At 61.8% G+C, this 26,366-nt stretch carries 20 protein-coding genes; 13 read left to right on the forward strand and 7 right to left on the reverse strand.

The window, feature by feature from the left end; translation table 11 throughout:
* The first annotated feature begins 248 nt into the window (after nucleotides 1-248).
* From J2857_RS00945 to J2857_RS00955, 3 genes are all read left to right on the forward strand, one after another.
* Nucleotides 249-1,403, forward strand: coding sequence for an ABC transporter substrate-binding protein (locus tag J2857_RS00945; protein WP_210008126.1), 1,155 nt, complete (start codon nucleotides 249-251; stop codon nucleotides 1,401-1,403).
* Nucleotides 1,404-1,675: 272 nt separating this feature from the next.
* Entirely contained in the window at nucleotides 1,676-2,692 is a 1,017-nt protein-coding gene (locus J2857_RS00950) for an aldo/keto reductase (protein ID WP_210008127.1), read from the forward strand.
* 218 nt (nucleotides 2,693-2,910) lie between these two features.
* A complete protein-coding gene (locus J2857_RS00955) occupies nucleotides 2,911-4,521 on the forward strand; it encodes an FAD-dependent oxidoreductase (protein WP_210008128.1) in 1,611 nt (536 codons plus the stop codon).
* Here the strand turns inward: J2857_RS00955 and J2857_RS00960 are convergent.
* The 3 genes from J2857_RS00960 to J2857_RS00970 all read right to left on the reverse strand — a co-directional run bounded on the left by J2857_RS00960 (nucleotide 4,511) and on the right by J2857_RS00970 (nucleotide 7,821).
* Nucleotides 4,511-5,770, reverse strand: a complete 1,260-nt coding sequence (locus J2857_RS00960) for an O-antigen ligase family protein (RefSeq protein ID WP_210008129.1) — start codon at nucleotides 5,768-5,770, stop codon at nucleotides 4,511-4,513. The genes J2857_RS00955 and J2857_RS00960 overlap by 11 nt on opposite strands.
* Before the next feature lie 7 nt (nucleotides 5,771-5,777).
* Complete coding sequence (locus tag J2857_RS00965; protein WP_210008130.1) at nucleotides 5,778-7,034, reverse strand: polysaccharide biosynthesis/export family protein; 1,257 nt, start codon at nucleotides 7,032-7,034, stop codon at nucleotides 5,778-5,780.
* Nucleotides 7,035-7,140: 106 nt separating this feature from the next.
* A complete protein-coding gene (locus tag J2857_RS00970; RefSeq protein ID WP_210008131.1) occupies nucleotides 7,141-7,821 on the reverse strand; it encodes a sugar transferase in 681 nt (226 codons plus the stop codon).
* Nucleotides 7,822-8,550: 729 nt separating this feature from the next.
* Between J2857_RS00970 and J2857_RS31215 the strand changes: the two genes are divergently transcribed.
* Nucleotides 8,551-8,847: an exopolysaccharide production repressor protein gene (locus tag J2857_RS31215; protein ID WP_210008132.1), complete on the forward strand. Its 297-nt coding sequence runs from the start codon at nucleotides 8,551-8,553 to the stop codon at nucleotides 8,845-8,847.
* An 87-nt stretch (nucleotides 8,848-8,934) separates the two neighbouring features.
* Nucleotides 8,935-9,939, forward strand: coding sequence for a glycosyltransferase family 2 protein (locus tag J2857_RS00980; RefSeq protein ID WP_210008133.1), 1,005 nt, complete (start codon nucleotides 8,935-8,937; stop codon nucleotides 9,937-9,939).
* On the opposite strand, the gene J2857_RS00985 is transcribed toward J2857_RS00980, so the two are convergent.
* Nucleotides 9,930-10,871: a polysaccharide pyruvyl transferase family protein gene (locus tag J2857_RS00985; protein ID WP_210008134.1), complete on the reverse strand. Its 942-nt coding sequence runs from the start codon at nucleotides 10,869-10,871 to the stop codon at nucleotides 9,930-9,932. The two genes, J2857_RS00980 and J2857_RS00985, sit on opposite strands and share 10 nt — an antisense overlap.
* A 44-nt stretch (nucleotides 10,872-10,915) precedes the next feature.
* Nucleotides 10,916-11,884 carry a glycosyltransferase family 2 protein gene (locus tag J2857_RS00990; protein WP_210008135.1) on the reverse strand — a complete coding sequence of 323 codons (969 nt, stop codon included), beginning with the start codon at nucleotides 11,882-11,884 and terminating at the stop codon, nucleotides 10,916-10,918.
* A gap of 847 nt (nucleotides 11,885-12,731) precedes the next feature.
* On the opposite strand from J2857_RS00990, the gene J2857_RS00995 reads away from it, so the two are divergent.
* From J2857_RS00995 to J2857_RS01030, 8 genes are all read left to right on the forward strand, one after another.
* Nucleotides 12,732-13,880 (forward strand): acyltransferase family protein, encoded by a 1,149-nt coding sequence (locus J2857_RS00995; RefSeq protein ID WP_245362973.1) that lies wholly within the window; start codon nucleotides 12,732-12,734, stop codon nucleotides 13,878-13,880.
* A gap of 3 nt (nucleotides 13,881-13,883) precedes the next feature.
* The gene (locus J2857_RS01000; protein WP_210008136.1) at nucleotides 13,884-14,681 is read left to right on the forward strand and encodes a glycoside hydrolase family 16 protein; all 798 of its coding nucleotides are present in this window, start codon (nucleotides 13,884-13,886) and stop codon (nucleotides 14,679-14,681) included.
* A gap of 20 nt (nucleotides 14,682-14,701) precedes the next feature.
* Nucleotides 14,702-15,910, forward strand: coding sequence for a glycosyltransferase (locus J2857_RS01005; protein ID WP_210008137.1), 1,209 nt, complete (start codon nucleotides 14,702-14,704; stop codon nucleotides 15,908-15,910).
* Between the two features lie 8 nt (nucleotides 15,911-15,918).
* A complete protein-coding gene (locus J2857_RS01010) occupies nucleotides 15,919-16,929 on the forward strand; it encodes a glycosyltransferase family 2 protein (protein ID WP_210008138.1) in 1,011 nt (336 codons plus the stop codon).
* The gene (locus tag J2857_RS01015; protein ID WP_210008139.1) at nucleotides 16,929-17,858 is read left to right on the forward strand and encodes a glycosyltransferase; all 930 of its coding nucleotides are present in this window, start codon (nucleotides 16,929-16,931) and stop codon (nucleotides 17,856-17,858) included. The genes J2857_RS01010 and J2857_RS01015 overlap by 1 nt, the downstream gene beginning before the upstream one ends.
* On the forward strand, nucleotides 17,855-18,880 hold the full coding sequence (locus tag J2857_RS01020; RefSeq protein WP_210008140.1) for a glycosyltransferase family 2 protein: 1,026 nt from the start codon (nucleotides 17,855-17,857) through the stop codon (nucleotides 18,878-18,880). The genes J2857_RS01015 and J2857_RS01020 overlap by 4 nt, the downstream gene beginning before the upstream one ends.
* The gene (locus J2857_RS01025; protein ID WP_210008141.1) at nucleotides 18,871-19,776 is read left to right on the forward strand and encodes a UTP--glucose-1-phosphate uridylyltransferase; all 906 of its coding nucleotides are present in this window, start codon (nucleotides 18,871-18,873) and stop codon (nucleotides 19,774-19,776) included. The genes J2857_RS01020 and J2857_RS01025 overlap by 10 nt, the downstream gene beginning before the upstream one ends.
* Before the next feature lie 76 nt (nucleotides 19,777-19,852).
* Nucleotides 19,853-22,189, forward strand: a complete 2,337-nt coding sequence (locus J2857_RS01030) for a polysaccharide biosynthesis tyrosine autokinase (RefSeq protein WP_210008142.1) — start codon at nucleotides 19,853-19,855, stop codon at nucleotides 22,187-22,189.
* Between the two features lie 38 nt (nucleotides 22,190-22,227).
* On the opposite strand, the gene cysG is transcribed toward J2857_RS01030, so the two are convergent.
* Nucleotides 22,228-23,709 carry a siroheme synthase CysG gene (cysG, locus tag J2857_RS01035; RefSeq protein ID WP_210008143.1) on the reverse strand — a complete coding sequence of 494 codons (1,482 nt, stop codon included), beginning with the start codon at nucleotides 23,707-23,709 and terminating at the stop codon, nucleotides 22,228-22,230.
* A complete protein-coding gene (locus J2857_RS01040; protein ID WP_210009976.1) occupies nucleotides 23,681-26,356 on the reverse strand; it encodes a nitrate reductase in 2,676 nt (891 codons plus the stop codon). The genes cysG and J2857_RS01040 overlap by 29 nt, the downstream gene beginning before the upstream one ends.
* Nucleotides 26,357-26,366 lie beyond the last annotated feature (10 nt).

The raw sequence follows: 26,366 nt of genomic DNA on the forward strand, positions 1-26,366 counted from the left end.
TATGGAGAGATACTAACAAGCGCTGCTGAATTTCTGGTTTTTGAAGATAGATAATCTATAAATAAGTTATTTGAGAGAAAACGTATAAAATTTTATATTTCCGCGTGGGTGCTTGTTAATGATTTTTGTCTGGGATAGCATGCCATTGCCACAACCAAGAAGGCCGCAGAGTGGTCCAGGAAATGCCCCAAGGACGTTCGTTTTTTTCCCCTTCAGATCTCGCCGACGTTACTCATAAGGCCTTCCGAATGACGACGCGCCTGCGTCCGATACGCATGTCGCTGCTGGGTTTGTTGGCTGCCGCCATGCTGTCCGGCTGCGAGTCCTCGTCCGTTGCCGACAAGGTTCTCGACGACAAGGCGCTGAAGCCGCCGCCATCCGTGGTTGAGGAAACATTCGGGCGTGGTTCGACGGAAGTCACCGTGCTTCTAACCAAGTCGCCGAATGGCCTCTATGAGGGTGCGGCGCGCGACATACGCGATGGTGCGGCGCTTGCCATCGGCGAACTTGACGATGCCGGCGTCATGAAGATCAAGGTGATCGACGTGGCGGAGGGACCGGCTGCCGTGGCCCCGGCGCTCGCGGCGGCCAGGACCCGAAATTCCGGCCTGCTGATCAGTTACGCGCCGCAGGCGACGACGGCGGCGATTGCGGCCATTCCGGCCGATCAGCGGCCGCCGCTGATCAATCTTTCAAGCCCTGTGACCGGCGCGAAAGTCTTCAATTTCGGGTTCGACGAGGTGGCGAGTGTTGCACGGGGCGTGCGCGCGGTCATTTCCTCCGGCCATAAGAGAGTTGTCGTCCTGGCGCCCAATAGCATGGCCGGTGTCGACGAGGAGCGCCTGAGATTTGCGGTCGGCCAGGCCGGCGGTGCGCTGATCGGCGTGGTCCGTTATGATCCGGCCGCGCCGCCTGGTGACCTCCTTACCCGCAACAAGGCCCTGCTCGATGATGCAGGTGCCCTGGTGCTGATGGGGGACTCGCCGGCGGTCGGAACCGTCCTCAAGGGTGTCAGGGCCTCTTTCGCCAAGCTGGCCGTGGTCGGAACCAGTCATTGGCCAATAGAGCTTTATGCCGATCCGGCTGCCTCCAATGTCATCATCGCGGCGGTCGATCCCGACGCCTCCCTGTTGATCGGCGAGCGATATCGCCGCTTCAACAAGCGTTCGCTCTCGGTCTATGCCGCGGAGGGTTACGACAGTATCGCGGTCGCTGCCGGCATCGTCAGAGGCAAGGGCGCAACGGCGTTGACGCCGGAAGCGCTGACGACGAAGACGGGATTTCGAGGTGTTACGGGCCTGTTCCGGTTCACGCCGAGCGGAATGGCGGAGCGCAAGATCGGGCTCTACAAGATCGATGGCGGCCGGTTGGTAGCCATCGAGCCGAAGGCGGTCAGCTTTTAAAAGAACGAACCGTCGCCAATGATGGAGATCCTGCTGTAGCCGACAGGTGGAGCTTGGACGGCGCAGCGTATCGACGGGGCCCAGAGGCTTTGACGCACCGGTACCGGCGCCAAATCTCGCCCATCCGGGAGCAAATCCTCGATCTGCCGGCCAAGGCGCAAAAGGAGTTCGGCTTCTCCTATCTTTTGGTGCGTGACGACCTTTCGGGCGTGCGCTATTTCCCGGACACTGCCAGCCGAATATTATCCAATGGAAATACCGGGAGATTTTACATGGTTGAGTATCGCTATCTGGGCCGCAGCGCCCTCAAAGTTTCGCCCCTGACACTGGGGGCCATGATGTTCGGCAACCAGACGCCGGACGACGTGGCGTTGCGCATCATCGACAAGGCGCGCGACCAGGGGATCAATTTTATCGATACCGCTGACGTTTACCACGACGGCAAGTCGGAGGAGGTCGTCGGGCGCGGCATCAAGGCTCATCGTGACGACTGGGTTGTGGCGACGAAGTTCGTCAATTTCCACAATAACAAACCCAACCAGGGCGGCCATTCGCGCAAATGGGTCTTCCAGACGGTCGAGAATTCGCTGCGCAATCTGGGCACCGATTATATCGACATCCTCTATTTCCATCGTTCCGTTTTCGATGCGCCTCTGGATGAACCGATGCGGGCCATCGCCGATCTGATCAAGGCCGGCAAGCTGCGTTACTTCGGCGTTTCGAATTTCCGCGGCTGGCGTATCGCAGAGGTTTCGCACCTCGCCGACCAGCTGGGAATCGACAGGCCAATCGCCAGCCAGCCGCTCTACAACATCGTCAATCGCACGGCGGAAGCCGAGCAGTTGCCGGCCGCTGCCGCTTATGGTCTCGGCGTGGTTTCCTACAGCCCGCTCGCGCGCGGCATTCTCACTGGCAAGTACAATATCGGGGAGGCGCCAGCCGCCGATACGCGTGCCGGGCGCGGGGACAAGCGCATGCACGACGTGGAGTTCCGCGAGGAATCGATCGCGATCGCCAAGCAGATCGCGGCGCATGCACGAGCGAAGGGGATTGCGGCTGCGGATTTTGCGCTCGCCTGGGTGCTCAACAACCAACTCGTCACATCGGCGATTGCCGGCCCGCGCACCGAGGAGCATTGGGACGGTTATGTCCGCGCGCTCGAGGTCAAGCTTGACGCGGAGGACGAGGCGCTGGTCGATCGCTTGGTCGCAACCGGCCATCCGTCGACACCGGGCTTCACCGATCCGGCTCACCCGGTCGAGGGTCGCGTTGCCCGTTCGGCAGGTTGATCGGCGTCGGTCGCTCCGCTCACGTGCTCGCAACGCGTCGCCTAGCCGACACGAGGGATCGGGAACCTGGGTTTGGCGCTCCATAGCTCAAAGAGCAACAGGAGCAGCGCTCGATATCGGAAGCCGGGAATTCCCCAAGCCTAATCCGAATGGGCAGTTCCATTTCTGCAGGCCTGCTCTATCTGCTGCTGATCCGGGGTTCTCTCTCAAAGGCATACATGGCTTCAGCAGATTCTGAGACGGAAACGACGGATGTCTGCATCGTCGGCGCAGGCCCCGTCGGGTTGGCACTCGCTCTGAAGCTGGAGAAACTCGGGCTCACTGTAACCCTGCTCGAAATGGGTGCGGGCGGAGCGGCGGAAGACGCAGGTGCCGGCGATATCAAATTCACCAGCGGCCATCATGCTCCTTCCATGGCGATGTCCCGCCCGGGCATCGGTGGTGCGTCGGCGCTCTGGGGTGGCCGATGCGTCACTTTCGACGAACTGGATTTCGAGGTGCGGGGCCATGTGCCGTTTTCCGGTTGGCCAATTTCCCACGAGGAGCTTCGCCGCCACTATCCGGAAGCGCTGACATTCCTCAACTGCAGTGCCGGCGAGCCTGCTTTTGAGCCGATCGGTGTCTCGGATAATGGGATCGACACCAATGCTCTGGAGCGATGGAGCCGTTTTCCGGATCTTGGGCCGATTTATGGAGAGAGGCTCAAGACTTCCACGCATATTCGCCTCGTGAACGCGACCGTCGCCGGCATCACGCTCGACGCGTCCGGCACGCGTGTCGAAAGTCTCACGGCCTACAGCGCCGAACAGGAAAGCCAGATCACGGCAAGAACTTTCGTCCTCGCCGGAGGAGGGCTGGAAAATGCCCGCCTGCTGCTCGCCCTGAGGGAGAGGCTGCCACAGGCACTGGGCGGCCTCGAGGGTCCGCTTGGCCGCTTCTACCAGGGGCACCTCACCGGCTACATTGCCGTGCTGCAATTCGACAAACCCAGGCTCGCAAGCCACTTCGCCTTCAATATCGACGACGAAAACTACATCTTCCGTCGCAGGCTGCAGATCACGCCGGCGATCCAGGCGGAGGAAAAGCTTCTCAACTGTGTCTTCTGGATCGACGCGATTTCGGTTGCCGATCCCGTGCATGGCTCGGGCGCCCTGTCGCTCATCTATCTGTTCCTGAAGATGTTCGGTCTCTATCGCCGCCTCTCGAACGGCCTGGCGCCGACGGCGAGGGGGCCTGAGAATATCGACGGCCGACAGCATTGGCGGAATATCCGCACCGATCGCCGGTCGGCATTCGATCTGTTCGGATCGGTTCTCAACATGTTGGAGCGACGCATCGAGCCGTGGCGCACGCTTATCAATCCAAAAGGCCGCTATCTGCTTCGCTACCATGCCGAACAGGTGCCCAATCCGGAAAGCCGGGTCCAACTGCAACCTCAGGGCGGAGCAGGCACCCAGGCTGCTCTTGTCGTCGATTATCGCGTCACTGAACAGGACCTGAGTTCAGTCCTGAAATCGCACGAGATTCTGGATACGTGGCTGCGCCGAACCGGGCTCGGACGGCTGGAATATCTGCATGATACCCTCCACCGGCGGCAGGCGGTGCTGAGCCAGGCATTCGACGGCTATCACCAGATCGGCCTCAGCCGCATGTCCGGCAATCCTGACGATGGCGTGACCGATGCCGATTGCCGCGTGCATGGCATTGGCAATCTTTATCTCGCCGGCAGCGGCCTGTTCCCGACAGGAGGCCATGCCAACCCGACATTGCCGGCCGTGGCGCTGGCGCTCCGGCTCGCCGAACATCTTTCTGAAAAGCTCAGGCGATGATGGTCCGCCGGGGTCTGGAGGGGTAGGTCATTGCGGCGGACTTCTGGCGAAGGGTCAGCCGGCCGGCGGCGTAGAACATCAGGAACGAGCCGATCTGGTAGGGGAAGAGCACGTCGACCTCCACGAAAGCCCGTATCAGCAACAGAACGCTCAGGGCGCATAATACCGTCGATCCGGGATCGCGGTTGCGGCTCAGCATAGCGCTCAGATGGCCGAAGACGTTTGTCAGCATGATCATGCACAGCAGGGCGAGCCCAACGAGGCCGGTCTCGACGGTGACCTCGATGAACGTGTTGTGGAAATGGAAGCCGCTGCGGGCGGTGATGAAGAAGTCGTCCCACAGTCTCTCGGCATCGGCGAAGCCAGGAACCCAGTAACCCTGATAACCGGTGCCCAGGATCGGGTTTTCGCGTATCGCCTCGATCCCCTGCTGCCAGAGATAGGTCCGTCCCGTCAGCGTCGAATCCTTGCCGAATATGCCGAGTACCGCGTCGACGGCGCCGATCTGGAGCGCCCCGACTATCGCGACCACTCCAATCACCACAAGTCCGGCGACCAGCAGCTTGCGGTGATTGGGGGAAAGATGGGCGACCGGCATATAACCGAGGCAGAGCGCCAGAACGCCGGCGGTGGTGATGGCGGAGGTCGCCGATTGCGAGGCGAGAAGGCAATAGGCGCTCAACAGGCCGACGCCGCCCGAAGCCATCAACCAGAGACCTTTCTGCCGCCAGATGAGCAGATAGGAGGCTGCGAAGAAAAGGCCGAGCGAGGCGTAGAAGCCGAGCTGGTTCTTGGAGGAGAAGGCGCCGACGAAACTGTAGCTGCCGTCGATCGCATCGTAGAGGTAGGTCCCGAACAGCATGGAAAACAGGAGCACGATCGCCGTGCCCACGATCGCGCCGCGGGTCAATGTCAGCACGCTGATCGTGCGCATGGCGATCAGCGCGCAGACCACATGGGTCAGGTATTGTATCGCGGTGCGCAGCGAGATGCCGAAGGCCGGCGACCAGAAGGCGGAAATGAAGCAGAATAGCGCAAAGCCGAATATCCAGAGATATTTGAGATAGTTGCCGAGAGCCTGCCGATAGTCGGCGAGCAGCAGCAGGAACCAGACGCCGTAATAAGCGAGGATCGAAATCTGCCCGAACCGGCTCGAATAGGCGAATACGAAGAAGGACAGCGCGACCGCGGCCACGCCATAGACTTCATTTCGAGCTGGGTCGATCAGTGCAGATTTCGCAATCCTCATGCGATCCTCATTGCATCAGGAGCTCGGCGGTGACCTTGACGACGTCGCCGGGCAGAAGCTTGTCGTTTTCGCCGACGACAACCTCTTTCGGCCCGCGGCCGTCGTCGCGCACCACGGTGTATTTGATGGTGGCAGACTTGCCCGAAGGGTCGAATTTCAGCGCTTCGGCCGATTGAGCCACGGCTTCCGACATCAGTTCGCGGCTGGTGCCGAGCTGCAGACCGAGCTTATCGAGTTCGGCCTCGGTGTTCTGCAGCTCTTGGGCGCGCTGGGCCTCCCAGTCGTTGCGCAGGTTGATCTCGTCCTGGTTCGCCTTGTTGATATCTTGCTTGGCGCGAAGGGTGGCGGTGTCGATATCGAGGAGGTTCCCTTCGATGGTCGCGGCCCTTTCCTCGGCGGTGATGCGGCGGCTGGATGTCGCCAGTCCCTGTTCGGTCAGCTTCGCCATCTTTTCCCGGTCCTCGCTGACGAGCTGCAGCTGCCGCTTCTGGGTATCGGTCTTCTGGCTGAGCGACTGGACCTCGTTTTCGAGCAGCGTGCGCAGGTCGGTGAGCGCCTTCAACTGAAGTTCGTAGCGTTCGCGCCGCGATTTCATCAGCGAAGCTTCGCTGGCGATCAGTTTTTCGGCGTTGCTGACCTCCTTGAGTTCCGGGGGGACTTTCAAATCGGTGGCGCCGGCCACTTCCGCCAGCAGCCGTGCACGGCGAGCGATAAGCCGGCCGCGCTGGGAGTCGTAGACGGAGGCGTCGCCGCGGGCATTGATGAAATCACGGGCGAAACGCTGGCCCGAATCGGACCGCAGAAGTCCGCCGGCGAGGCTGATGGCCTTCAGCACGGTCAGGTTGGGAGTATAGGGATATTCGCCCGGCGTATGCACGTCGCCGGCCAGGAAAACCGGCCGGAACTGGGCGATTTCCACGGACGCCGACGGCAGGTTGCGCAACGCGAATTTGCCGCGCAATTCCTCGCCGATCGTCTTTGCCACCTCGCCCGCCGTCTTGCCGGCCGCCGGGAGGTCCCCGATGAAGGGAAGCGAGAGCGATCCGGTCGGCCCGATCGTATAGTCGCCGCTCACCGCATCCCAGTTGCGGATCGTACCGTCGGCCGGTTGCCACTCCGCGACGCGGATGCGCAGCTTGTCCATCACGCCGAGGCGATAGCCGGGCTCGTCTGCAGTCGCGCTACCGGCCAGAGCGATTGTGATCGCACCGGCCAGAAAACATAAAGCACGCAGGCCCCTTGCGGAGGCGGTTTGTATCTGCATGGATTTTTCCTTCAAAAGGCGCGGAACCAGGTCCGCGCTCGAAGCCCGCCAAAATCGCCGATCCCGTCAGGGGCCGACGCCTCAGCAGAGGGTATGGATGATCTGATCAGTAACTGCCGCGCGCCATGCAGACGGCGGGGATCGTTTTGACGATGATGGCGACATCACCGATGAGCGACCAGTTCTGGACGTATTGGGTGTCGAATGCGATACGGCTGTCATAGGAAACGTCATTGCGGCCGCTGATCTGCCAAAGGCCGGTCAGGCCCGGGCGCGTGCTCAGGTAGTAGGCCGCAAAGCTGTCATAGAGGTTCAGTTCCTCGTCGACCACAGGGCGGGGGCCGACAACGCTCATGTCACCCCGCAGAATGTTGAGAAGCTGCGGGAGCTCGTCGAGGCTGAGCTTGCGCAGCACGGTGCCGACCACCGTCACGCGGGGGTCGGCCTTGAGTTTGCGCGTCGCTCGCCATTCCTCCGCGGCCTGCGGGTCGGCTTTCAGGTGGTTCCGCAGGACTTCGTCGCCATTCACGGCCATCGTGCGGAACTTGAGGCATTTGAAGGTGCGGCCGTTATGGCCGATCCGAGGATGGCCATAGAGAATAGGGCCATGGTCTGTAAACTTCACCAACGCCGCGATCATCAGGAAGATGGGACTGAACAGGATGAGGGCTAGGGCGGCGGCGGTGATATCGAAGCTGCGTTTTACCAAGCCCCCTGTTGGGAGGTTCATGCGGGCTTGGTCTGACGTTGAGAACGGCGAACCTGCCGAACGTGTCGCTGACTTCATAGAGTGAACTCCACTTAGGTTTTGCGATAGTCGGTGCCATTACGGCGCGTCATTGAGCGTTAATGTGATAATAAGTCTGTGTTCGCAATTTGATGAAGATCAAACTTTTCCGCCAACCGCACCGGGCAGGAGGCTGGGGCCTATTCCCAACCCGCGATTGGGCGGGAACAACTTGGGGGATATACGCCGAAAGTACAGTCAATACTGTAGAAGGCGTGTAAAATAGGCCATGTAGTCAATATTGGCATCTTGGTTGAAACTTATCCCCGCATACTCTCCTGTAGGCCTGCTAGTCATAAATCGCGCAGCTGCTTGGCGAGGGGGACCAAAGTAGCTTCCGTCTGGGACCAAAGGCCCACTCCTGTTGCGTCGCAATACAATGCTGCAGCGCAACAATGGTTGGCGGGTTCGCGTGAGCTTTGTAACAAAAGTTGATCGGGTTTGACGGGAGTTGAGAGAACTGGCCACGGATTTCGTTCCAACCCAGTCGAATCCCGGCGAAAATGTGGCAAAACCGAGGCTTGAGGGCTTGTGGTACTGAGATAAAGATCGATCCATTGCCTGCAGTATTTATCGGGAACCTCGAGGACCTTACGAAAGTTTCACCAATAGCTGGCACTATCGGGATCGGAAAACTTGAATCCTCTCCGCCAGACTCATATGGTTGTTTTATCGGGAGAGGAGCCTGAAAAGCCTAGAGCGGAACATTTATGTTCGGGAGGAAGGATCATGTACGCGCCGCGCGTCTTTATCAGCATGACAGGGACTCTGCTCGTGTTCGCGGTGGCTGCGTACTTTATCACCGGGTCGCTCTATACGGCATTTATACAGACCCTGATCTGTGCTGTTCTGATCCAGGCGGGATATTTCGTCGCCATCCTCTATCTGGTCCGCCGTGAAAAGCAGTTGCGGGATGCCGGGATAACTTCGGACGCCGCTGCGGCGGCCAAGAGCTCAAAGGACGGCAGCCGGCGTGACGGGCTGCGTGCCGATCCCGCCCCGCACCTCCCGGCCAGCGATACCTGAACGAAATCGCGCTTTTTTCTGCCAGTTTCACACGAGGGCCATTTTCCTGAGCCCATAGTTGCGTGGCGATGCAACATGGAGTGGGCTATGGCGGAAAACGCTTCTCAGACGATCTGCGTCATCATCGCGGTCAGGAATGGCGCGGAAACCATTGGAATTGCGATCCAATCTGCCTTGAATGAGGAGCGCGTCAGCGAGGTCGTGGTTGTCGATGACGGATCGACCGACGGCACCGCCGATGTCGCGCGTGATGCCGATGACAGGTCGGGACGACTGACGGTTGTTTCGTTCGAAAAGAATCGCGGCCCCTCCGCAGCCCGCAATCACGCGATCGCCATATCGAACGCGCCGCTGATCGGTATCCTCGATGCCGACGACTTCTTCTTCCCCGGCCGGTTCGCGCCGATGCTGGAGGAGGAGGGCTGGGACCTCATCGCCGACAATATCGCCTTCATCTACGAACCGAGCGAATTCCTCCGTCCGGAACGCTTCGAGACCCGGGCGCGGACGATATCGCTTGAGGAATTCGTGGAAGGAAACATCTCCAAGCGCGGTATCAAACGCGGTGAGACGGGTTTCCTGAAGCCGGTGATGCGCCGGGCGTTCCTCGACGCCCACGGCCTTCGTTATAACGAGAACATGCGTTTCGGCGAGGATTACGATTTCTACGCCCGGGCGCTTGCCAAGGGCGCACGCTACAAGGTGATCGAGCATTGCGGTTATGGCGCGCTCGTGCGCCAGGATTCACTGAGCGGCCGGCACCGTACCGACGACCTGCGCAAATTCTACGAGGCGGACGACGCGATGCTTGCCGATCCGGCGCTCAGCGAGGAGGAGAGGGCGGTGATCGTCCGGCATCGCGACCATACGCGCGACCGCTACGAGCTGCGTGCCTTCCTCGACGTCAAGTCGCAGGCAGGGAATGGCGCGGCCATCCGACACCTGCTCTCCCGCCCGCAGGTCCTGCCGGCGGTTGCGACGGGCATCTTCCTCGACAAGCTCGATCTCCTGCGGGTGAGGTCGTCCAAGCCGCCGGCGCAGCCGGCCGGCATGCGCTATCTTCTGCCCGGCATACCCGCCGTTCAGAAATAATCGCTGCGTATTTCTTCCAGCATCGTCCGGAATCGCTCCTTGCGCTCGTCCAGAACCTCGATCGGGCTGAGCCGCGGCTCCGCGCGGCTTGCCTGCCAGAGCGCCAGCACGGACGGAGCTGCAAGCAACTGCTTTGCCATGCCGCGAAGGCCTGTCCGCGAGGGCGTCCGGGTAATGACCTCGCCGCTGTGCGGCTCCGGCACCGCCTCATGCGCGGGTTGCTGGCCGTCGAAGCTGATGCCCCAGAAGCGCGAGCGCTTGGCCACCGCTTCTGCGCGGGTGGAGACCGGCACATAACGCGGTTCGTATGTCGTCCCCACCGATGCGGCCCAGTCGTTCCACTTGAAATTGTTGATGGAACGGGAGCTGCTGACGGCGACCCACGGCACCCGGAAGGCATCCGCCAGGATTGCGCCATGCATCGATTCGGCGATGATCAGCTCCGACTGGGCGATATGGCGAATGACCGATTTCGCCTCGCCGCGCGGATCGAGATAGGTAAGGCCGACGGGCTCGCAGACAGCGTTCCACATGCCGAACTCGGCCGATTCCCAATGTGGAATGAAGGTCTTCCTGTGGATTTTCGGCAGGTTCCGAAATTCCGGCATGTCGGCGATCATCACCGCGGGGTCGGTGATCGCCTTGTCGGCCGAAATGCCGAGCTTGGCGGCCGTCAGCGGCCCGCGGACCGCCCGCACGTCCCATTCCGCCGCGTCGGCGACATCAGGCGGCGTGCCATAACCGTAGCCGCTGCCGATGACCAGCTTCTTCTGGCCTGCAGGCAGCAGGACCGGATTGAGGACCGTGCCGACGCCGACCAGCAGGACTTCAGGGTGGACATCGCGAAAACCGGGAAGCAGCGCGTCCCAAAGCCAGAGATTGAGGTCGTCGCCGAAATTGCCGTGATGCGATTCCCAGTAGTACGCTTTCATGCGGGCCTCCGTGGGATGATGAATTTAAAAGGAAACGCAGCCATTTAACGTGCGTTGCGGCCGAGTTTTCCGGCCCCGAGTTCGAATGCTGCCCGAATCAGCGCGGGATCGCGCATCACCCAGCGGGCGAGCAGGCCGAGGTCCGGCGCCTGGCGGCGTTTCACCCGTCCGGCCTGGCTCCAGAGTGCCTGCCGCCGGGCGGTGTCTTTGTAGGATGCGATCGAGGCGACGTCGCCGGGGCGCGAACGGAAACGTTCCTCCAGCGTATCGAGCGCCACCCAGGTGTTGAACTGCTGTCGCAGGAACTGCGGCGAGCGATTGTCGATGCTGTGGAAGATGTTGAGGCCCATGCCGCGGACCGCCCCCTCTTCGTCGCACAGCAGGGTTCGCTTCGATTTCAGGATGCAGTCGACGAAGAACAGCACGTCTTCGGCCGCCAGCCGTAGCGAGGGTTCGAAACGGACCGTTTCGAAGACCGGCCGGGCAATGACCATGCAGGAGAGATGCAGGAAGCTCCAGTTCTTCAGCATGACGCTTGCGAGATCCGGCATTTCGATCAGGAGCGGGCTTTCAGAAAGCCGCGTACCGCCTTCCGTCTGTTCGAGTTCGGCCATGCCGAAGTGGTAATAGAACTCGTCGCTCGCCTGCATCGAGGCCCAGTAGCACTCGGCATCAAAGCGGCTCATGCTCTCAAAGGCATTCTTCAGATGATCCGGCAGCCAGACGTCGTCCGAATCGAGAAGCGCTGCGTAACGGGTGGCGGCGGGTATGTTGTCGAGGCCGGTATTGCGTGCGGCACCCGGCCCGCCGTTCTGCCGGCGGATCATGCGGATGCGGGATCTCCAGGCATCTTCAATACCTTGAAGCTCCATATATGCGGATAGGGGTGACTCATCGTCGACAATGACGATATCGAAGTCCTGATAGGTCTGATCGAAAATCGATTTCAGTGCGCGGCGGAGTATGCCGGCTTCCTTTTGGAAAAATGGGATAACAACCGTGAACGTCGCCATGTTTTAGCCCCTGCCTCTTCAAAGAATTACAAGCCTCTGACGTTTGTCGGGCTCCGGGTTGACGGCAGTTTGCTGCCGTATCGAACGACCTCCCGTAGCAGGATTTGACCATATGGCTCCCGCCAAGGCGTGAAGGCGATCACAACCGACGTCGGTGGAGCGCGCTATCAAAGACCGTTACATTCGGGCCGAAATTTGTCACGGGCTTCAATCTGGCAAGTCCGTCGGCCTCGGAAGATCCAGGATCGGTCCCCCTGGTGCCCACCCGGCGCTGTTTTCGGCGACGATCGACAGGTCGGCTTGCCTATCTTTGCGGCGCAGTTAACGAACCGTTATTCTCGAGGCAATAAGGGGCGGTGCAGCCGGGGCGATCCTTTCAACCGCCGCTTTTTTACTGATCGAGCGCGCGTTTCGCAGACGATCTTGGCGTTCGTCCATCGCCGGAGATGGGGACGACGCGACCGCTGTCGTTTTCGCCTGATCGTGTCGCATATTTGCCCAGATTCTGCCACATTGTGTGCCGCCTACCAGCCATTGAGGTACATGGATACGAAAGGGCTAGCCGTTTCGGCCTATTGCAAAAAGATTTTTTTGTGCTGTTGCGGTGCAACATTCCGAGCCCTTCATTGAGGCCTGAGCCCTTGAAAACCATAAGTCCAGGGAGCCGTACCGGGTTCCCGGACAGGAGCCTCATCGAGCGCGAGTATTTTCGTGCAGGTTGCTTTTTTGCTGCGCCGCCACATTTTGTGCCAAACTCGGCCCGATCCTTTTTGCGTGACTGCGGGCTCAAGTCTGCTCTGATTGAAATGGTGGTGACGGGAGGCACCGCCCAAAAAGGGTGACTCGTTTGACTGTCGATCCAAACATATCCTCCCGTATCAATCTGATGCGTATCCTGCTGATCTCCGGCATACTCTTCGTCCACGTGCCGCACGATCCCGCGACCAGCCCCTTCCTGGGGCTGAATGGTCTGTTCGATTGGCTCAGGGTTTTCCTCGGGGATAGCCTGTTTCGTATCGGCGTGCCGTGCCTCAGCGCGATTTCCGGCTACCTGCTGTTCCAGCGTGGCTGGGAGACGTTCGACTATGCCAAGACGCTTCGCTCCAAGGCGAGGACGGTCCTGGTGCCTTTCCTATTGTGGAACCTCGGCCTGCTTGGGGCCGTGCTCGTCGTCCAACCCATGGAAATTAGTATTGGGTATTTCCCTGATCTCTGGAACCTTTCGACGCGGGAACTCTTGAGCAATGCACTGGCCACGGAAGGGTTGCCGATCAATATTCCTCTCTACTTTCTGCGCGACCTGATCGTCTGCATCATCCTGTCGCCGATCCTTGCCATGTCGGTGCGGCGGTTTCCGGCAGCGACCCTTGGCGTGCTGTTCCTGCTGGCGATCACTCCGGGGTTGACGCTCGTCATCGTGCTGAAGAAATCGATCCTGTTCAGCTTCACCCTCGGCATCTTCCTGGCGCTCCACCGGGTGGACCTCAAGGTTGCGGACCGGTATGCGGGGTTGGGTACGGCAGCGATGCTCGCCGCCGCCGTACTGCTGTCCATCGGCCTCTACTGGACCGGCCCGGATTTCCCCTGGCCTCTCGACATGGCGCGCAGTGCGCTTTCGATTGTCGGCGCCGGCGGATTCTGGCTGATGTCGGCGATCGTCATCCGTTCCTGGGCCGGCCAGCGGCTTGCCGCCACCGGAAGCCTGAGCTTCTGGATGTTCTGCGCCCATTACCCGCTGCTCGTCCTGATGTGGATGGTGTGGAACCGGGTGGCAGGCGATGCCCTTTATCCCGTCTTCTACGTGGCCGCTGTCGTCGGAAGCTTCCTCATTCTTTTTATCAGCAACCGCCTCGTCTCGCGCAGAATGCGCGGTCTGTACGAAGTGTTGACGGGCAGCCGCGGTCGCAAGGCCAAGCTTTCGGCCGCCGCCAGGTCCCACTCACCCGCCGGGGCCAACCATCCCGGCGAACCCGTAATGACGCAACTGCATAGGTGAAACATGACGGCCAAGGCCAGACAGATTCAACTAACCTGCCAGGTTATCATCGCTGCGGCGGTGTCTGGACTTCTCTCGCCCGCAGCATACGCCCAACAGGGTGCTGCGGGTCAGTCCTTCGTGGAGAACTTCGACAGCCTCGATCGTTCCGTCTGGTACGTCTCGGACGGCTGGAACAACGGCAAGCACCAGAACTGCACCTGGTCGAAAAAGCAGGTGAAGGTCGAGGGCGGCGCCCTGCAACTCAGCTTCACGGGAGACAAGACCGGCGATCGCGACTTCGCCTGCGGCGAAATCCAGACCAAGGCGCGTTTCGGCTATGGGACCTACGAGGTGCGCATGAAATCCGCGACGGGCTCAGGGCTCAATTCGGCGTTCTTCACCTATATCGGCCCGACCGACAAGAAACCGCATGACGAGATCGACTTCGAAGTGCTCGGCAAGAATACCGGGCAGGTACAGCTCAATCAGTATGTTTCCGCCAAGGGCAATAATGAAAAGCTGGTTCCGGTCGCAGGCGGTGCAGACCAGGGCTTCAACGACTATGCGTTCATCTGGGAGGAGAGCCGCCTCCGTTACTTCGTGAACGGCAAGCTCGTCCACGAAGTGACGGACAAGACGAAGATCCCGCAAAACCCCCAGAAGATCTTTCTCAGCCTCTGGGGAACCGACACGCTCAAGCAGTGGATGGGCGCATTCTCCTACACTCAGCCGACCTCGATGACCGTCGACCGGATCTCCTTTACCGCGATCGGCGAGAAATGCCGCTTTCCTGAATCCGTGCTCTGCACGCTCGGCTGAGCCGCCTTGGCGGCTCGACAATGGAGTTGGACGATTTGACTTTGAACGTTCTCTATCTCGCGCATGACATGGCCGACGCGGCCATCCGGCGGCGCGTGCTGACCTTGAAGGCCGGCGGTGCGACCGTCACCGTCGCGGGCTTCGAGCGTGGCTCGAACGTACTTGCCGGCGAGCGGGATGTGACAACCGTTTCACTCGGGCAGACGGCGGACGGGCGTTTTGCGCAGCGCATCGGAGCGGTTCTTGCCGCTCGCATGAGGCTGAAGCGGACGCTGGCTGATATCGCCAAACCCGACGTCATCATCGCCCGCAATCTGGAGACGCTGGCGCTTGCCGGACGTGCCGCGTCCATGCTCGGCCGCCAGGTTCCCGTCGTCTACGAATGCCTCGATATTCACCGCCTGCTTCTCGACGAGGGAATGAAGGGCCGTCTGATGCGCCAGGCGCAGCTGTTTTTCGGCCGCCATGCCAGCCTGCTGATCACCAGCTCCCCGGCTTTCGTGGAAAATTTCTTCAAACCGCGTTCCGGCCTCGACCTGCCGGTGATGCTTCTGGAAAACAAGGTGCTTGCGCTTGAGCCGGAACCGGTTTCCGGGCCGCTCCAACCCCGCCCCCCGGAGCCGGGGAAGCCCTGGCGTATCGGCTGGTTCGGGGCGATCCGCTGCCGCAAGTCGCTCGATATGCTGATCGATTTCGCAGCCCGCATGGACGGAAAGGTCGAGATCGTGTTGCGCGGCCGCCCGGCTTACAGCGAGTTCGACGATTTCGATGCAAAGGTTGCTGCCGCCCCGCATGTCGAGTTCCACGGTGCCTACCGCAATCCCGAGGATCTTTCTGCGATCTACGGCGACGTGCAGTTCACCTGGGCGATCGACCTTTTCGAGGAAGGGCTGAATTCCAGCTGGCTGCTGCCGAACCGTCTCTATGAAGGCGGGCTGTACGGCGCGGTTCCTATCGCGCTGGCAGGCACCGAGACCGGCCGCTTCATCGGCAAGCGCGGCATCGGTCTGGTGCGCAATCAGGTGACGGCAGAAACCCTCGAAGCGCTGTTCAACGAGATGACGGACGCGCGCTACCTCGATCTCTTTTCCCGGCTTGCCGCCGTGGAGCGCAGCCAGTGGGTCACCGGACCGGCGGATTGCCGTGCGCTTGTCTCTCGGCTCGCTGCCCTACATCCCAACGTCTCGTCGCCGGCAGAAGTGCCGACTGTTTCAACCGTGCAATCGTGAGGTGGAGTATGGTTTCGCGTTCTCACTCCAATGCCCAGATGTCCGATATCCGGACGCTTCTGGTGATCCCGTGCCTCAACGAAGCGGCGACGATCGCGCCGCTGTTGCACAAGCTGAATGATCAGCGCGGCGACATGGACATGCTGATCGTCGTTGCCGACGGCGGCAGCCAGGACGGCACGCCGGAGATCGTCCAGAGCCTCATCCCGGAGATCCGGGACGTCGTCTTGCTCGGCAATCCCAAGCGCATCCAGAGCGCCGCCATCAATCTCGCCGTCGATCGGTTCGGCGAGGGCCGGGACTTTCTCATCCGCATCGATGCGCATGGGGACTACCCGGACGACTACTGCCGCACGCTTCTGCAGGAGGCGATCGACATGGATGCCGATTCCGTGGTCGTCGGCATGGAGACGGTCGGCTTCGGCGCTTTCCAGAAGGCGACCGCGGTGGCGCAGAATTCCAAGCTCGGAAACGGCGGATCGAAACATCGTGCCGGCGGTGGCGGCGAATGGGTCGATCACGGCCACCACGCGCTGATGCGGATCGAAGCCTTCCGCGCGGTCGGCGGATATGACGAAAGCTTCAGCCATAACGAGGACGCCGAGCTGGACTTCCGGCTACGCGCCGACGCCTTCCGCATCTGGATGACCGGCAAGACCTACATGACTTATTATCCGCGTTCGAGCGCTCCCGCGCTGTTCCGGCAATATCTCGCCTATGGCCGCGGCCGGGCGAAGAACCTGATCAAACATCGCTCGATCCCGAAGCTCCGGCAGGCGATCCCGCTCGCGGTGGCGCCGGTCGTAGTCGGCGCAGTGCTTGCGCTTCTCTATTGGTGGGCGGCCATACCGATGGTCATCTGGGCCGCGGTCTGTATCGGCTACGGCTTCTGGCTGGCGGTGGGCAAGAACAATCCCTACGGCCCGCTCGCCTCGCTTTCGGCGATGATCATGCATTTCGCCTGGTCGGCGGGCTTCTGGCTGGAACTGATCGGCATTCGAGCGCGGAGGATCGCTTGATGACGGCAGAGGGAAGGCCGTTCCGCATCGATATCGGTATCTGCACCTATCGGCGTCCGGAACTCGCCGAGACGCTGATCTCGCTCTTCGAGATTGCCGTCCCGGCGGGCGCGGACCTGCGCCTGATCGTTGCCGATAACGATGCGAGCCCGAGCGCAAGCGGGCTGGTGGATGGTTTGCGGGAGCGTTCGCCGTTCCCGATCCGCTATGTCCATTGCCCGAAGTCGAACATCTCGATTGCCCGCAATGCCTGCCTTGCGGAAAGCGATGCGGACTACCTCGCCTTCATCGACGACGACGAGACGGCGGAGCCGGAATGGCTGGTCGGGCTCGTATCGACGGCGAGGCTGACCGGAGCCGATGCGGTTCTCGGGCCGGTGAGGGCGGTCTATGGAACCCAAAGCGCCGACTGGATGCGCAAGGGCGATTTTCATTCGACCATGCCCGTCTGGGTCGGCGGGCAGATCAGGACGGGTTATACCTGCAATACCCTTCTCCACATGCGTTCGCCGGTCGTTGCGGGCCGCAGGTTCGCGCTGTCGCTCGGCCAGAGCGGCGGCGAGGATACGCATTTCTTCACCGCCTTGACGGATGCGGGCGGACGGATCGAATTTGCATCGGATGCAACGGTCGAGGAACTGGTTCCCGAAAAGCGGGCAAGCTTTTCCTGGCTCGCCAAGCGCAGGTTCCGTTCCGGGCAGACGCATGGGCGCATTCTTGCGACAAAGAATTCCGGCCTCGGCCGGATCAAGCAGACCGCGCTTGCTGCGCTGAAGCTCGGTTACTGCCTGGCAGTGGCGGCGGCGACCATTCCCTCGCCGGTCACCCGTACGCGCTACGCTCTTCGTGCGGCACTCCATGCCGGCGCGGTCACGGGCACGCTCGGCATTCGCGAGATCCGCCAATACGGAGCCGCCGAAGCCACATGACGATGAATGATATGCAGGCCCCGGATTTCCAGCCCGACGTGAGCTTTGTGATTGCGGCTTACAATGCCGAGGAGACGCTCGCGCGTGCCATCGACAGTGCGCTCGCGCAGATCGGCGTAACGCTGGAAGTGATCGTCGTCGACGATTGCTCGACGGACCGGACGCGGGCAATCGCGCAAGGCTATTCCGATCAGCGGGTCAGGCTGATCGCCCAGGCGGTGAACGGCGGGCCGGCTGCGGCCCGAAACGCCGGACTTGCTGCGGCGAGGGGCCGGTGGGTCGCCATTCTCGATTCCGACGACACGGTTTATCCCGTCAGGCTGTTGAACATGCTGGAGCGGGCCGAGGATGCGCAGGCACAGATCGTCGTCGACAATCTCGACGTCATCCCGTTCGACCACGGGGAGCCCCATGCGATGTTCTCCAAAGAGGCGCTCAGGCAGCAGTCGATGCTGACGCTTGCCGATTTCATCGGCTCGAACGTGATTTTCCAATCGACCTTCAACTTCGGCTACATGAAGCCGATCTTCGAGCGCGCGTTTCTCGTTGAGCACGGGCTGCATTTCGACGAGGTGCTGCGGATCGGCGAGGACTATCTGTTGCTTGCTTCTGCCCTGGCGAGCGGTGCACGGTGCGCGATCGTGCCGGAGATCGGATATGTCTATCACCTGCGCCAGGACTCGATCTCGCGCGTTCTGGAGCAGAGCCATCTGGATGCGATGCTCGCCTCCGACCGCGTTTTTCTCTCCCGCTACAAGCTGGATGCCAAAGCCTCGGCTGCCCAGCGCAGGCGCACCCGCAGCATCCTCGAAGCGGGTTCATTTCTCACGCTCGTCGACGAAATCAAGAAGGGTTCCGTCGGCGGCTTCCTGAAAACGGCAATCGAGAACCCACGTGCGCTCCGACTTCTGCGCATGCCGATCGCCGTTCGCATGCGTCGGCTGGTGAAACGGCCGACGTCAACTGAAAATCCGATCAATAGGGCGGGGGCGCCCTCAGAAAGGACGAAGGAATGGACATGAAAAGACCAGTTCGAAAGGCGGTGATACCCGTCGCAGGCAACGGCACTCGGTTCCTGCCGGCAACCAAGGCCATGCCGAAGGAAATGTTGACGATCGTCGATCGACCCGTCGTTCAATATGCGGTCGACGAAGCCATGCAGGCGGGAATCGAGAACATCATTTTCGTGACCAGTCGCAACAAAACCGCGATCGAGGACTATTTCGACAGCGCGCCGGAGCTCGTCGCAACGCTGACCCGCTCGGGCAAGACGGTCCAGGTTACCCAGCTCGAAAAGATGCTGCCGGTCGCCGGCACCGTCAGCTATACGCGCCAGCAGGTGCCGCTCGGGCTTGGCCATGCGGTCTGGTGCGCTCGCGAACTGGTCGGCAACGAACCGTTCGCGCTGCTCCTGCCCGACATGGTTTCCTACGGTCCGCAGGGCTGCATGGCCGGGCTGATGGATCTTTATGAAGAAGTCGGCGGCAATGTCTTTGCGGTCGAGGAATGCGCACCGGAAGAGACGTCGAGCTATGGTATCGTGGGTGTCGGCCATAGCGTATCGCATGGTTTCGAGGTGACGGAGATGGTCGAAAAACCGAAACCTGCCGAAGCACCGTCCAATTATTACCTGAATGGGCGTTATATTCTGCAGCCGGAAATCTTCGAATTGCTTGCCCGGCAGGAACGCGGCGCCGGCAACGAAATTCAGCTGACGGACAGCATGCACAAGCTTGCGCAGGTCCAGCCGTTCCATGCGCATCCCTATCAGGGGCGCACATTCGACTGCGGCAGCAAGCGCGGCTTTATCGAAGCGAATGTCGCTTTCGCCATGCTTCGTCAGGATATGGGGGCTGAGATTTACGCCTCCATCAAGGAACTGATGATGTCGCACGAGATGCGGGTCAAAGCCGCCTGACGCGCATTCAAATCATTACGAGACGGATGGCGGCGGTTTCGCCATCCGTTCCCCAAAGCTCCAGAAAGCGAGCCCTATGGATCAGGTAAACTTCCGGCCGAGAACGATATTCCCGAGCGAAACGCGGGATAACGACACGTTCATCGATCTCGACAAGCTCTGGGCGGCTGCGATCCGCCGTTCGGGCATCGTCGTCGTCTGCCTCATCGCCACCGTTGCCCTTGCCGGGCTCTACCTGGTGATGGCGCAGCCGATCTACACCGCCCTGACGCAGATCCTCATCGACGAGAACCTTTCCCGTTATGCTGACGACCCGCAGGACAGCCAGACGGCCCAACAGATCGACAACCGCATGTCGAGCGCAGTCGAGATCCTCAAATCCAAGGCATTGGCGGTGAGGGTGGTAGACAAGGCCAAGCTCGATCAGAACGAGACGGTGGTCAATCCGCCGCAGTCGCCGGTCGATCTCGCCAAGGGCGCCATCCGCAGCGTCGTCGCGCTTCTGACGCCCGGCAGCCCGCCGGCATCCGAGGAGAATATCCGGATGGGCCGGCGCGAAAAGGCGGCGGCCGTCCTGCAGCAATCGCTGACCGTGGAGCGTGTCGGCCGCAGCTCGGTGATCGCACTGTCCGTTCGTTCGCCGGACCCGCAGCTTGCCGCGATGATCACGCGGACCTATGCGGAATCCTATCTCACCGAACAGCTCAACGCCAATTTCGACGCGACGGAGCGGGCTTCGCTCTGGCTGCAGGAGCGCCTGAACGATCTCAATAGCCGCTCGCAGCAGGCCTCGCTTGCCGTCGAGCAGTTCAAGACCCAGCACGGTCTGGTTTCGCCGCGCGGCGAACTCCTGTCGACCCAGCAGCTTTCGGATCTCAACAGCCAGCTGATCGTGGCGCAGGCCGATGCGGCAACTGCTTCGGCACGCTATAATCAATATCAGGCGATCATCGACAAGGGGCCTGACGCGGCCGTTCAGAACGCCGTCATTTCGGCTCGCGATACGGACAACACGGTCATTCAGGATCTCCGGAAGCGTTATATCAACATTTCCGACCGCGAGCAGGGCATCGTCCAGCAGTTCGGCGCCAACCATCCGCAGGCCGTCGCGCTCAAGGCGGAAAAGAGCGAACTCGCGCAGCAGATTTACCGCGAGCTGCAGCAATTGACCGGCAGCTTCCGCAACGTATTCGAAGTGGCGAGTTCGCGCGAAAAATCGCTGCGTGAGAGTATCGACCGGGTTGCGGGCCGCAATTCGGAAGCGAATGTCTCGATGGTCCAGCTGCGCGAACTGGAGCAGAAGGCGGCGGCGCTGAAGACGCTCTATGAATCCTATCTCGGACGTTTCGAAGAAGCGACGCAACGGCAATCCTTCCCGATCGCCAAGGCCCGCGTGATCTCCGATGCCGGTCTGCCGACGGCCCCGTCCAGCCCGCGCAAGACGCTGACCATGGCGCTCTCCATCGTGCTCGGCCTGCTGATCGGCGGAGCGGCGGCGACGCTCCTGGAATTCCGCGAGCGGTTCTTCCGGACCGGCGACGATGTGCAGGAGAAACTGGGCCTTCGCTTCCTCGGCTATCTGCCGATGGTGAGCGGCGCCAGTGCGGAGGAAACGCCGCCGCCGGCAACGACCGACGCCGAAGCGGCCGGAGCTCCTCCCGGGAACCCGATCTCGTTCCGGCGATTGATGCGGGTGGCGGTCGAGGCGCCGCGGTCTCAGTTCGCCGAGACGCTGCGCAATGCCAAGCTTGCATGCGATATCATGCTGCAGGAACGGAAGTGCCGGGTGATCGGCGTGGTCTCCTGCCTGCCGGGCGAAGGCAAATCCATGGTCGCTGCCAATTTCGCCGGGCTGATCGCCTCGACGGGCGTTCGCACTCTGGTGATCGACGGTGACCTGCGCAATCCGGGCCTCAGCCGCATGCTGGCCTCCGAGCCGGAAGTCGGCCTGGTCGAGGTGGTGCTCCAGCAGACGCCATGGACCAATGCCGCGCGGGTCGATCGCCGGTCGCGCCTGACGATCCTGCCGATGACGACGCGCAGCAAACAGCTCGCCCATACGAGTGAACTCCTCGCTTCTTCCGGCATGAGCCATTTCCTCGAAAGCATCAAGGATACGTTCGACGTCATCGTCGTCGATCTGGCGCCGCTTCTCCCGGTGATCGACGCCAAGGCCTTCGAGCCTTATGTCGACGGTTTCATCTTCGTCACCGAGTGGGGCGTGACCCCCGCAAAGGCGGTACAGTCGGTGATGCGGTCCGAGCCGCAGATCGCCGCGAAAACGGTGGGCGTGATCCTCAACAAGACGGAGATGTCGGAGTTGCATCGCTATGCCGATCCGGGCTCGCCGGAACGGCTGCACAGCAGCTACGTCTCCTATTACAAGGAAGGCTCCGTCTCGGCGCCACGGTAGACCTGTCATTCAAGGGGCGGTTTGCCGCCCCTTTTTCGTCAGGCGCTTGCCGCGGTCTGGTCGCTCCACTGCGTGCAGTCGGCGAAATCAGCCTTGCGAAATACATGGCCGATTCCGATCAGCACGGGTTCGTCGATGCCGATCTCTGCCATGGCCACAGCGATGCCGCTCAGCCGTCCGGCCCAGCGCCGCTCGTTCGGCCGGGTCACCGCGCTGACGATCACGACCGGCATGTCGTGCGTCATGCCGGCGTCCGTCAGCTTGCTGACGATCTCGCCCGCGGTACGCCCCGCCATGTAATAGATGGTCGTGGTCCTTGGATCGGCGAGGCTTTTCCAATCGAGATTGTCGGGCAATACGCCCTTGCGCGAATGGCCGGTGACGAAACGGACTCCCTGCGCGTGGTCGCGGTGGGTGAGCGACACTCCGAGCCGCGAAGCCATGGCGCTGGCCGAAGTGATGCCCGGCACCACATCGACCGCAATGCCTTCGCGTTCCAGGCAGGCGATTTCCTCGCCGGCACGGCCGAAGACCATCGGGTCGCCGGACTTCAGGCGAACGACGCGCTTGCCGGCCTTGGCGAACGTCACCATCATGTCGTTGATGTCTTCCTGACGGCAGCTCACCCGGCCGCCGCGCTTTCCCACCAGCATGCGTTTTGCCTCGCGGCGCGCGAGCTCCAGCACCTCGTCGGAGACGAGGTCGTCGAACAGGATGACGTCCGCCGCCTGCAGGGCGCGCACCGCCTTCAATGTCAAAAGCTCTGCATCGCCCGGGCCGGCGCCGACGAGGGTGACACGGCCCTTCTGGGCCGAGGATGCGACGCGGCCGGCATCGGCGAGAATATCGGCTTCGCTGCCCGATCCCGGTTCGCTGCCGAAGGCGCGGTCGACGAAACGTTCCCAGAAGGCTCTTCGCTGAGGGCCGGGCGCCAGGCGGTCGTTGATCTTTTCCCTGAGCGACTGGGCGAGTTCCGCCCAATTTTTCAACGAGGCCGGCAGCAGGGTCTCGATACGACGGCGGATCGCCTGCGCCAGGATCGGCGCCGCGCCATCGGTTGAAATGGAAACGACGACCGGCGAGCGGTTGACGATCGAACCGAACTGGAACTGGCAGAAGGCGGGTTTGTCGATGACGTTGACCGGCACGCCGGCCGCGCGGGCCGCGTCGAAAAACGCCTGCGCCTCGGCCTCATCCTCGCAATCCGCAATCGCAATCGCTGCGGCTTCGAAAATCGAAATGTCCCACATTTTCGGATGATGAATAAAGCGGCCCTGCGGATGTTCCGCCCCGCGTTCGATCAGCGTTTCGAACGTCTCGGACAGCCTATCCGCATAGACATGCACATCGGCTCCGCAGGCGGCGAGCAGCTCGGCTTTCCACGCGGCTGCATCCGACCCACCGGCGACGACGACGCGTCGGCCCTCGAGCGCCCAGAAGACTGGAAGCTTGGCGAGTGGCGCCATGCGGGCACCACGATCACGAGATGCTTCATTCCGCGGCGGCTGCAAGACATCCATCGATGATCCCCCTGATTTCGGCGCGGCAGGAGCCGCAATTGGTGCCGGCATTGGTTGCTTTCCCGACCGCCTCGACGCTGTGACAGCCGCCTCGCACCGCGCCGATGATCCGGTTGACGCCGACCGAAAAGCAGGAGCAGACGGTGGCGCCGGGATCCGGCTGGTCGGCGCCGGGGCGCCCGGCGACGATGGCGAAGCGTTTGCGCAGGTCGGCGTGTTCCACGGCAAGTTGGCCGATCGCCCAGTTGCGCGCGACGGCGACCGGCTCGTTCGCGAGGAAAAGGGCGGCAAGCAGCTTGCCGCCATCGAAAAAGGCGAGGCGCAGATCGCCGGATTGACGGTCGGCATAACCCAGCGGTTCGATCTCGGCCGGAATGCCGAATGTTCCCCGGCACCACGTTACCCAATCCTCGACCGGGTCAGCGAACGCGAGTTCGATCCGCCAGCCGTTCTCGGCCTTGGCGAGTGCCCAGTAATCCGCCTGGGGGTTCAAAGGCTTGGAGGCGGAAACCGCAAAGCCGTAGACGTAAGCGGCGAATGGCCGGGCGGCGATCGCGACGTTCTTCGACGCCGGCTGGCCGGAAAAGGGGTCGGTGACGGGTGCGACCAGCGCATCGATGCGCGCCTTTGCGGCGAACTGGTCGTTCCAGTGCATCGGCACGAAGATGTTTCCGCGGGCCTGGCGTTCGGTCACCAGCGCCCGGACGATGGCCTTGCCATGCGGGCTTTCGAGTTCGACCAGGCCGGCGCCGCGAATGCCGAGTTCCATCGCATCGCGCGGATGGAGTTCAGCGAAAGGCTCTGCGATATGGCCGGAAAGCCTGGCACTTTTGGCTGTCCGCGTCATCGTGTGCCAATGGTCGCGGACGCGGCCGGTGTTCAGCGTCAGCGGGTATTTTTCGTCGGTGCGGTCGGTGGCCGGAGCCTGGACGGGGATGAAACGTGCCTTGCGATCCGGATGGAAGAAGCCGCCATCCGCGAAGAAGCGTTTGTCGCCATCCCTCAGGAGGGAGGTACCTTCAGCAGGTGCCGGCCATTGGAAGGGAGACAGGCTATCATAGGCCGCGAGGCCGATATCCGAATGAGCGCCAATATCGAAATCCCGACTGCCCTCATTCTCGAAGGCCGAAAGCGCCGCATGCTCGGCAAAAATATCGGCGGGTGTCTGATAGTCGAAACCGGCAAAACCCATCCGCCGGCCGACCTCTGCCATCTGCCACCAATCGGCCCTGGCCTCGCCGGGCGCGGACAGAAACCAGCGCTGGCGGGAGATGCGGCGTTCGGAATTGGTGACCGTGCCGTCCTTTTCCCCCCAGCCGAGCGAGGGCAGCAGAACATGCGCGTGGCGGGCGGTGTCGGTGTCTCGAAGAATGTCGGAGACCACCACGAAAGGACAAGCCTTGATGGCGGCCTCGACCGCATCGGCATCCGGCATCGAAACGACCGGATTGGTGGCCATGACCCACAGCGCCTTGATCCGCCCTTCGGCGACGGCGCGAAACATGTCGACGGCCTTCAGGCCCGGCTTTTCGGCGATCCGCGGAGAGGCCCAGAAGCGCTGCACCCGGTCGCGATCCTCGGCGCTTTCGATCGCCATATGGGCAGCAAGCATGTTGGCGAGCCCGCCGACCTCACGGCCGCCCATGGCGTTCGGCTGGCCGGTCAGCGAGAACGGACCCATGCCCGGCCGGCCGATGCGGCCGGTCGCCAGGTGACAGTTGATGATGGCGTTGACCTTGTCCGTGCCCGACGACGACTGGTTGACGCCCTGGCTGTAGCAGGTGACCACCTTCTCGGTCGTCTCGAACAGGCGGAAGAATTCGCGGAGCTGCGTGGCGGGAAGGCCGGTGCGCTCCATGATCTCGCTGAACGAGAGCCCGGCGGCAGCCGCGAAAGCTTCACCAAACCCTTGCGTATGCGCGGCGATATAGGTCTGGTCGATCGCCGGGGTTTGCGCGAGATGGGCAAGCAGGCCCATGAACAGCGCCACGTCGCCATCCGGCCGAATCCCCAGATGCAGGTCGGCGATGTCGCAGGTCATCGTCCGGCGCGGATCGATGACGACGATCTTCATGCCCGGCCGCGCGGTCTTGGCCGCCGCAAGCCTCTGGTAGATCACTGGATGGCACCAGGCGAGGTTGGAGCCGGTCAGGATCACCAGATCGGCGAGCTCGATGTCCTCGTAGGTGCCGGGAACGGTGTCTGATCCGAAGGCACGGCGGTGGCCGGCGACGGACGACGACATGCAAAGTCTTGAATTCGTATCGATATTGCCCGAACCGATGAAGCCCTTCATCAGCTTGTTGGCGACGTAGTAATCCTCGGTCAGCAACTGGCCGGAGACGTAGAAGGCGACCGAATCCGGGCCGTGTTCGGCAATGGTTTGCGAGAATTTCTGGGCGACGAGATCGAGCGCCGCGTCCCAATCCGCCTGCCGCCCGCCGATTTGGGGCGAGAGCACGCGTCCGTCGAGATCGATGGTTTCGGCGAGCGCCGAGCCCTTCGAGCAGAGCCGGCCGAAATTGGCCGGATGCTCGGGATCACCCTTGACCGTTACGGCGCCAGAGTCCGCCACTGTGGCGATCACGCCGCAGCCGACGCCGCAATAGGGGCAGGTCGTCCTGGTGGTGGTTCCACCCGCCTGCATTTCCGTTTCC

The sequence above is a fragment of the Neorhizobium galegae genome (assembly GCF_017877055.1).
Taxonomy (GTDB): domain Bacteria; phylum Pseudomonadota; class Alphaproteobacteria; order Rhizobiales; family Rhizobiaceae; genus Neorhizobium; species Neorhizobium galegae_D.